Below are 212 nucleotides of genomic sequence, written 5' to 3'. Positions count from 1 at the left end.
GCTTCTCCGTAACTTCTGGCTTCTCTAGCTCTTTCGGCTCTTCTGTTACCTTTGGCTCTTCCGGTTTTTCTTCTTTTATTTCCTCTGTTGTTTCTTCTTTAGTTTGCTCTTCTTCTGGTTTTACATGAATTTCCGGCTTCTCCGTAACTTCTGGCTTCTCTAGCTCTTTCGGCTCTTCTGTTACCTTTGGCTCTTCCGGTTTTTCTTCTTTT

General features: G+C 42.5%; 1 pseudogene. It reads right to left on the bottom strand.

Going from position 1 to position 212, the window contains the following annotated elements:
- Positions 1-212, bottom strand: a pseudogene (locus SB775_RS34660) (LPXTG cell wall anchor domain-containing protein); the annotation flags it as partial.

The organism is Peribacillus sp. SIMBA_075, from assembly GCF_046534585.1.
Note: the sequence above shows the minus strand (reverse complement) of the source record. Positions and strands in the feature narration are given on the sequence as shown.